Origin of the sequence: Brevibacillus sp. NRRL NRS-603 (assembly GCF_003013445.1) — a bacterium.
Lineage (GTDB): Bacteria > Bacillota > Bacilli > Brevibacillales > Brevibacillaceae > Brevibacillus > Brevibacillus formosus.
In genome coordinates this window covers 1-7147 of the sequence record NZ_PXZN01000098.1, presented here as the reverse complement: position 1 = coordinate 7147, position 7147 = coordinate 1, and the positions used below count along the sequence as shown (strand labels likewise).

At 49.4% G+C, this 7147-nt stretch carries 10 protein-coding genes; all 10 read right to left on the bottom strand.

The genetic code is table 11. From position 1 onward, the window contains the following. Positions 1-36: 36 nt before the first annotated feature. Positions 37-873, bottom strand: coding sequence for an energy-coupling factor transporter transmembrane component T family protein (locus C7R94_RS28510; RefSeq protein ID WP_047069079.1), 837 nt, complete (start codon positions 871-873; stop codon positions 37-39). 13 nt (positions 874-886) lie between these two features. Beyond that, positions 887-1747 carry an energy-coupling factor transporter ATPase gene (locus C7R94_RS28505; protein WP_106785910.1) on the bottom strand — a complete coding sequence of 287 codons (861 nt, stop codon included), beginning with the start codon at positions 1745-1747 and terminating at the stop codon, positions 887-889. Beyond that, positions 1744-2613, bottom strand: coding sequence for an energy-coupling factor transporter ATPase (locus C7R94_RS28500; RefSeq protein ID WP_106785909.1), 870 nt, complete (start codon positions 2611-2613; stop codon positions 1744-1746). Before C7R94_RS28500 ends, C7R94_RS28505 begins: the two co-directional genes overlap by 4 nt. Positions 2614-2775: 162 nt before the next feature. Next, entirely contained in the window at positions 2776-3168 is a 393-nt protein-coding gene (locus tag C7R94_RS30770; RefSeq protein ID WP_233220695.1) for an AAA-type ATPase lid domain-containing protein, read from the bottom strand. Next, positions 3152-3817, bottom strand: coding sequence for a sigma 54-interacting transcriptional regulator (locus tag C7R94_RS28495; protein WP_483296253.1), 666 nt, complete (start codon positions 3815-3817; stop codon positions 3152-3154). Before C7R94_RS28495 ends, C7R94_RS30770 begins: the two co-directional genes overlap by 17 nt. 71 nt (positions 3818-3888) lie before the next feature. Further along, a complete protein-coding gene (locus C7R94_RS28490; RefSeq protein WP_106785908.1) occupies positions 3889-4131 on the bottom strand; it encodes a hypothetical protein in 243 nt (80 codons plus the stop codon). Between the two features lie 274 nt (positions 4132-4405). After that, positions 4406-5077, bottom strand: coding sequence for a GNAT family acetyltransferase (locus C7R94_RS28485; RefSeq protein ID WP_106785907.1), 672 nt, complete (start codon positions 5075-5077; stop codon positions 4406-4408). 23 nt (positions 5078-5100) lie between these two features. Then, on the bottom strand, positions 5101-5790 hold the full coding sequence (locus tag C7R94_RS28480; protein ID WP_106785906.1) for a GNAT family N-acetyltransferase: 690 nt from the start codon (positions 5788-5790) through the stop codon (positions 5101-5103). 37 nt (positions 5791-5827) lie between these two features. Continuing rightward, complete coding sequence (locus C7R94_RS28475) at positions 5828-6685, bottom strand: carbon-nitrogen hydrolase family protein (protein WP_017248204.1); 858 nt, start codon at positions 6683-6685, stop codon at positions 5828-5830. A gap of 128 nt (positions 6686-6813) precedes the next feature. Beyond that, the coding region (locus C7R94_RS28470; protein ID WP_146142840.1) for a M20/M25/M40 family metallo-hydrolase at positions 6814-7147 on the bottom strand (334 nt) is incomplete at its 5' end.

Below are 7147 nucleotides of genomic sequence, written 5' to 3'. Positions count from 1 at the left end.
GAATGCCCTACTCGGACGAGTTCCCGCTAGTCTCCCCTACCAAGGTATGGCGAGCATGACCGCAGAAATGACTATGCTTGCGATCAGCGCGACGTAATCTTTGCCTACCGCCTTGTACTGGGTGTATCTGGTTCGTGAAGCACCGGGTGTGTAGCATCTGGCTTCCATTGCCAAAATCAAATCTTCTGCTCTGGAGAGCGCCACATTAAACAGCGGAATGATGATGGGAAACATGTCTTTTGTTCTCTGGATGATCCGCCACCATTCTCCTGTCCCGAAATCTGCACCACGGGACGCTTGTGCTTTCATCATTTTTTCCATTTCCATCGCGAAGGTAGGTACAAAGCGCACAGCAATCGTGATGATCAATGCAAACGCATGAACCGGAAACTTTACTTTTTCCAGAGGCCCCAGCAGTCGCTCCATTCCGTGCGTAAGTTCCGTTGTAGAAGTACTGAGCGTGAGGACGCTCGATAAGAAGATCACTTCTACAAAGCGCATGGCAGACACAATGACGAGGCGTACACTCTCACTCGTGATCGTGATGAAGCCGTATTTCAAATAAACGGTTCCGCCATTGACAACCTCGCCGTAAAAAAGCAACTGCATGATCGCCAAAATGATGATAAAGGGGATAGCGGGCTTAATCCCGGATATGCCGTAATGCAGGGGAATTTTCGAGATTTGAAACATCCAGATACAAATGGCTAAAGCAAACAGGTTGCCTACGTATGTATCGCAGATGGCAATCGCTAGAATGAGGATAACGAAAGCACCAAGCTTGAAACGAGGATCGAGACGATGAACAACCGAAGCAGTGGGTAAATATTGCCCGATGGTAATATTGCGCGTCAATTCAAATTCTGCTGACATGTGGACCCCCTCCTTAGCGGTTCAACAGTTTCAAAATTTCCATCGCTGTTTCTTCGGGTAAAAAAGCGCTAGGATCGATGCTGTAGCCCTGCTCACGGAGCCTGTATAAAATATCAACCGATTCCGGTGTGCCGATATGATGCTGCCGCAGCAATTCCTGGTTGCCAAAAATTTGTCGAGGTGTCCCTTCGCAGACTGATTGGCCGTTTGCCATGACGTAGACACGATCAGCAAGCTTGGCGACCTCTTCCATATTGTGCGAGACGAAAATGACCGTTAGCTTTTCTTCACGATTGAGACGGCGGATGCGATCCAATAGCTCAAGACGAGAGCGCGGGTCCAGCCCTGCTGTTGGCTCGTCAAGCACAAGAACCTTGGGTTGCAGGGAAAGGACGCCAGCCAATGCCACCTTGCGCTTCTGTCCGCCACTTAAGGCAAAAGTCGGACGGTCTTTCATCTCCTGAAACGAGAGGCCGACCAAGTCCATCGCCCACTGAACGCGTCGCCGCACTTCCTCTAGAGGCAGCCCCATCCGAAAAGGGCCATAGGCTACATCATCACCGACCAGTTTTTCGAACAGTTGATCCTCCGGGTTTTGAAAAACGAGCCCTACTTGTCTGCGCAACGTACGAATATCGATCTTCGGTGAAGATACATCCATTCCATTGATGATAACCATACCGGACTGTGGGCGAATCAGGCCGTTAAAATGCTGGATTAACGTCGACTTTCCCGATCCGGTATGACCGATAATCGCCAAGCATTCGCCCTCTGCCACCTGGATGCTTACCTGGTCGAGAGCCCGATGTTCGAGGGGCGTTCCTTGCATATAGACATGAGAAAGATTTTCTACGTTTACGATCGGTTGCATCATGAACCACTCGCCTCCGCTTGTCTGACGTATAGACGATTAACCTCCGCAACAACTTCCTCATTGTGGATGAGATCAGGTGTAAATTCGCTATATTCGGAGTGGACGAGCTGAGCAATTCGGCTCGCGTCTGGAACATCCAGATGTAGCTCGCGAAGTCTTTCCTGATGGGAAAATACCTCTCGCGGAGTGCCCTCCAATACGATCCTGCCGCCCTCCATCACGATGACGCGATCTGCTTCCGCTACTTCTGACATGTGATGGGTCACTGTGACGATCGTCATTCCTTCGCGATGCAGCTTGCGAACGACTGCCAAAATATCCTGTCTACCGTAGCTGTCCAGCATACTCGTCGCTTCGTCCATGACAAGGACTTGCGGCTTCATGGCCAATATCCCCGCAATGGCGATCCGCTGCTTTTGGCCGCCAGACAAATGATGGGGAGGCCGATGGCGAAATGCACTCATTCCTACTGCCTCTAGTGCAAAATCCACGCGTGTTTTCATCTCTTCCGCCGATGTCCCGATGTTCTCCAATCCGAAAGCCACATCGTCCTCTACAATCGTCGCGACAATCTGATTGTCCGGATGCTGAAAAACTATCCCGACACGGCTCCTCACTTCATGGATTCGTTGTTTTTCACGCGTGTTGATTCCGTTAACGATGACGTCGCCTTCCTTCGGAGTCAAAATTCCGTTGAGATGCTTAGACAGCGTTGACTTACCGGACCCATTATGACCAATGATGGCGACATACTCTCCTGGAAACACTTCTAGGGAGACATTTTGCAGGACAGGAATTTGTTGATCTTGGTTAACCTGATAGGCAAACGAGACATTTTGTACACGAATAATCGGTTGTAGTGTCATGCTCTCCCCTCGCCTCTTCGTAAAAGTCGTATGTGCTGTGTCCTCCATAATTAAGCAACTACCATGCCACATGAATATGTTTTTAATTTTCTGCAAATTATACATGTAACGATGTTACTCTGTTGCAAATATGCATCGCTGATGTTGCAATTGCATCAATTTCTACGACCTTTCGTAGCGCTTCATCTTTCTCCATAGCGTGGACCGATCCATTCCCAAAATTTTCGCCGCCTCCCCCTTGTTTCCCTTTGTCTCCGCCAAAACCTTTCGGATGACTTCTGCTTCTCCCTCTTCTTGATCTCGAGAAGATTGACGCTGATACAGCTTCTTGGCAAAAAAAGCCGTGTCCTCCTTGCCAAGCGCGTCATTCTTGCAAAGCAAGACCATTCTTTCCACCACGTTGCGCAGCTCTCGTACATTGCCTGGCCAATCGTATTGTTTGAGAACGTGGAAAACGGCCTCTTCTACTTTCAAATGCCTTTTATTTTCCCGTTCCTTGATTTCTTCAATGATCGATATCACCAATAGCGGAATATCTTCAATTCTCTCCCGCAAAGCAGGCAACTCTAGCGTCAACACATTCAATCGGAAGTACAGGTCTGAGCGAAACTGCTTTTCCTCTACCAGTCGTNNTTCCACCTTTTCGCGCGCCTGTAAAAGCGCCCTCCTCGTATCCAAACAACTCGCTCTCCAATAAATTCCCAGGGAGAGCTGCACAGTTAACCGGGATGAACGGACCGGTTGCACGCTGGCTGCTCAAATGAATCCCTTGGGCAAACAACTCCTTGCCAGTCCCAGTCTCCCCCTGTATGAGAACTGTCGCATCTGTCCTTGCAAATGTTTCCGCCCAATCCTTCGCTTCCCGGATCGCAAAAGACTCTCCCACGATATCCTCCAGGCGGAATTTGGCTTCCAAGCCGCTCTCCATGCTCTGCTTGCGAATGCGCAGCTCCATTTTTTGAATGTCGGTGATCTCTTTAAAAGTGGAAACCGCACCCACGATTTCACCCTCCACGACAATCGGCAAACGGTTAATGATAATTTGTCGATTCAGGATCGTCGCAATGTCCCCAATCTCCTTTTTTCCCGTTGCCAAGATTCTCAACATATCTGAATTGGGGATATAACGGGTAATTTTTTGTCCAACGATATTGCTTGGCAAACCGAGTATTTCCATCGCGTTTTTATTGACTCCGATAATCATGGAATCCCGATCGACCGCGATGATGCCGTCATGGGAAGCGTCCAGAATCGCCTGCATGTGGATGTCATGGATCATTTGCCCGACTCTCCTTCCTCAGCATGCTCAAGCATGACTGCTACTTCTGGTGCTGGCCTTCTTGCCCGACGCTTTTTTCGTTTCTTTTTCCGTAAGGTGAAAATGGACAGAAGCATCAGCGCGAGGATGGCGAGCTCGATCGGTTGTGCCAGCTTTGCGGAAGTCCAGCCACTCATGCCCAGCAAGTGAAAGATGACGGCTATGTAAAGGAAGATCGATGCTAGGTTTTGAGCTTTCACCTGTTTCACCTCTGTTTTTTCTCGTTATGGAAAAAATGCGGCAATTACTTATCAGTGATCCCACTCATGGAGTAGTAATGAACCGGCTTCCCTTGTTTTTTTTGCATGCGCAATTTCCTTGCTTGTACTGCTTCCGATATAGCTCTCTACATCGATGACAAAATCTCGTCAGACAAATCGTTTTTTCGCAATAATCTGACTTGCACTCTACGAAAAACTCCCATGGAGCTCGTGAACATAGCTCCACAGGAGAGTTGGTCTTGTTGTCTTTCGATTAGATCGGAAGCAGCTCTACAGATTCTTTGCTTTCCAAGTCTTTCACCATGTCGAGCCATGCTTGCGGCTTTTGTGGAAGCACAGCGTAATAGCGCTTCAAGAAGGTGACGATCAGATCCGCTTCGAGCGTCGTTTGCTCTTCGTTTGTCGGCATGAAGCCCAGATCGAGTCCGGATACCGCTTCGCCGTCATTTTGCCAGGACGGATGCACATACGTAAAGTTCGTACGTTTGTAGCCCAGATGAGAGAGCACTTCACGGCGCACAAATGGGTCCATGGGCTTGATTCCACCAAAGCTGTGTTCTTCCACACGGTATGGGTCGTAGATTTCCGCAAACATCCCGTACAGCTCCTTGCCGTTTTCAGCAGCCAGAGCGAGCAGGTTCTTTTGACGCTCTCTGGCGAGGAATCGTCCCACTCCGAGTCCTTCTCGACCAATAATCGTGAAGTCTGTCATGGCTACGTTCATGTCCGTGTAATAACGGTATTCGGTAGCGCCCACAACTTCTCCTTCGTGTACAGCTACAAATACGCGAATGCCTGGATCCTCAAGTGGTTCTTTCCACAGATCGTACGCCAATACCTCCTCAGGCGGGAAAACCTCTTGCATCAAACGGTGCATCTTCGCAAACAGCGGATTGTCGATATGTTGAATACGTACGAATTCCATCAGTCAAATCCCCTCTCGATCAATTATGTCGGATAAACTCCCTGAAGATGCTGCTGAAATGGATTTTTCCATTCCATGAGTGTCGCGTAGTTGCGAGATTCCTCATCTTCCAAATAATTCGCCACGACCTGAACTGGCGTACGACCGCAGCGCATGAGAAATGTAATCACCGGGTCTCTTACTGCCCCTGTCAGAACACGCTCCAAATACTGCTCAGGTGTCCATTGGTCTGCAAAATGTCCATATCCCGGCATGCGACCTCCGCCAAGCAATCTGCGCAGTCCTTTTTGTACCACCAGCTCATACATCGCTTGCATCATCTGTTGCCCCAATCCCAGCTTGCGGAAGCTCGGGCGGATGCAAATATCTACGATGTACAGCGTGTCCCCTTGCGGATCATGGTTACGGATATAACCGCTATCCGTGACATCCTCCCACTTATGCTCGGGGTGAGCCGGATCAAACTTCACGAGCAACCCTGTCATCGAACCTGCCAAAACACCATCCACTTCCACACAAATGGCACCTTCCGGGAACAGCGTAATATGGTTCGTCAGCTGCTCCTGGTTCCACCATAGCTCGGATGGGAATGGCGGGGGAAAGCTCTCCGCCTGTATTTGGATCAATTCGAAGAAGTCAGCGTGATTGTAGTTGCGAATAACAGCTTTGCGTGGCTTGTTCCCTTCAAATACATACAGCTCTTTTCTGTACATATGCATCCTCCTGCTGTCCAGAGTCACGATGGAATGCTTACTTCCAGTCTGTATACAAATCGGTGCGGCGGTCGCGCCAGGTTGTGACAGAGCCTTTTTCCCGCACGTCGTATAGCAATTGAATATCCAGGTCAGCGGTTACCATCATGTCGTGGTTGATTTCCCCTTCAGCAAGAATGCCCCGCGGAGGGAACGGAACATCGTTTGGCGTCAAGATCGCCGCTTGTCCAAAGTTCGCTCGCATGAAATCAACTGTCGGCAGCGAGCCTACAGTACCAGTCAGCACGACATACACTTGGTTTTCAATTGTCCGTGCATGACTTGTATAACGTACGCGATGGAATGCATGGCGATCATCCGTGCAGGATGGGCAGAAAATGACGTCTGCGCCCCGTGCTTTGGCGATGCGCACCCACTCAGGGAACTCAATGTCGTAGCAAATAATCATCGCGACCTTCCCTTTGTCGGTCTCAAAGATTTGCAGAGAGTCGCCAGCCCCCATGTTCCAGCCTTTTACTTCCCATGGCGTGATATGAATTTTTTTCTGCTGGCCTACACGTCCATCTGGGTAAAACAGAAAAGCCGTATTGTAAAGCTTGCCGTTTTCTTCGATGATGTGCGTTCCGCCAATCAAATACATCTCATATTTGGCAGCGAGGGAACGAAACAGCTCGACATATCGGTCCGTGAACGATGGCAATGCCGTAATCGGCAGCGCATTGCCCTGCTCGTCTCCGATTGACATGAGTTGAGTCGTAAACAGCTCCGGGAAAAGGAGAAATTCTGTGTCGTACTCTTGTGCGTTTTTCACGTAGTGCTCAACTTGATTGGCGAAGTCTTCAAAGCTATGTATGGTATGCAGATGGTACTGCACAGCGGAAACACGCATTTTCATGCCATTCTTCCTTCCTCAGACGTGATAAGAACCTCTCAGAATAAAATATATCAAAAACACTCTGTAAAGTCTCGTCATGGGCTGTATGAAAAAAGTCGCCTATCCGCTTAGACGGGCGACTCTCGCTATTATTGATTGGTACTCATCCGCAACACGGTTTTGTAGAGCAGCTCTGTGCCCAGTGCAATGTCTTCATAGGCTGCATATTCTTGCGGATTATGACTGATACCGTCTTTGCAGCGGACAAAAATCATCCCGTAATCACAAACGTAGGAGAGCGCCAAGGCGTCATGGAAAGGTCCGCTCATCAGCTCGCGCACAGAGGCACCGAGCTTGCTGCTCTCCTCATGCATGATTGCCTTTATCCAGTCGGCACAGTAACGCGGGTCACTATTCGTATCTTCCGTGATGGTATAGTGCAATCCACCTTCTACGGCTGCTAGTTCAATCGCCTCGCGCAAC

What these genes read in the sequence shown, in the direction of transcription:
- C7R94_RS28510 (WP_047069079.1), bottom strand. Translation starts at nt 873, where the DNA reads ATGTCAGCAGAATTTGAATTGACGCGCAATATTACCATCGGGCAATAT.
- C7R94_RS28505 (WP_106785910.1), bottom strand. Translation starts at nt 1,747, where the DNA reads ATGATGCAACCGATCGTAAACGTAGAAAATCTTTCTCATGTCTATATG.
- C7R94_RS28500 (WP_106785909.1), bottom strand. Translation starts at nt 2,613, where the DNA reads ATGACACTACAACCGATTATTCGTGTACAAAATGTCTCGTTTGCCTAT.
- C7R94_RS28485 (WP_106785907.1), bottom strand. Translation starts at nt 5,077, where the DNA reads ATGGAATTCGTACGTATTCAACATATCGACAATCCGCTGTTTGCGAAG.
- C7R94_RS28480 (WP_106785906.1), bottom strand. Translation starts at nt 5,790, where the DNA reads ATGTACAGAAAAGAGCTGTATGTATTTGAAGGGAACAAGCCACGCAAA.
- C7R94_RS28475 (WP_017248204.1), bottom strand. Translation starts at nt 6,685, where the DNA reads ATGAAAATGCGTGTTTCCGCTGTGCAGTACCATCTGCATACCATACAT.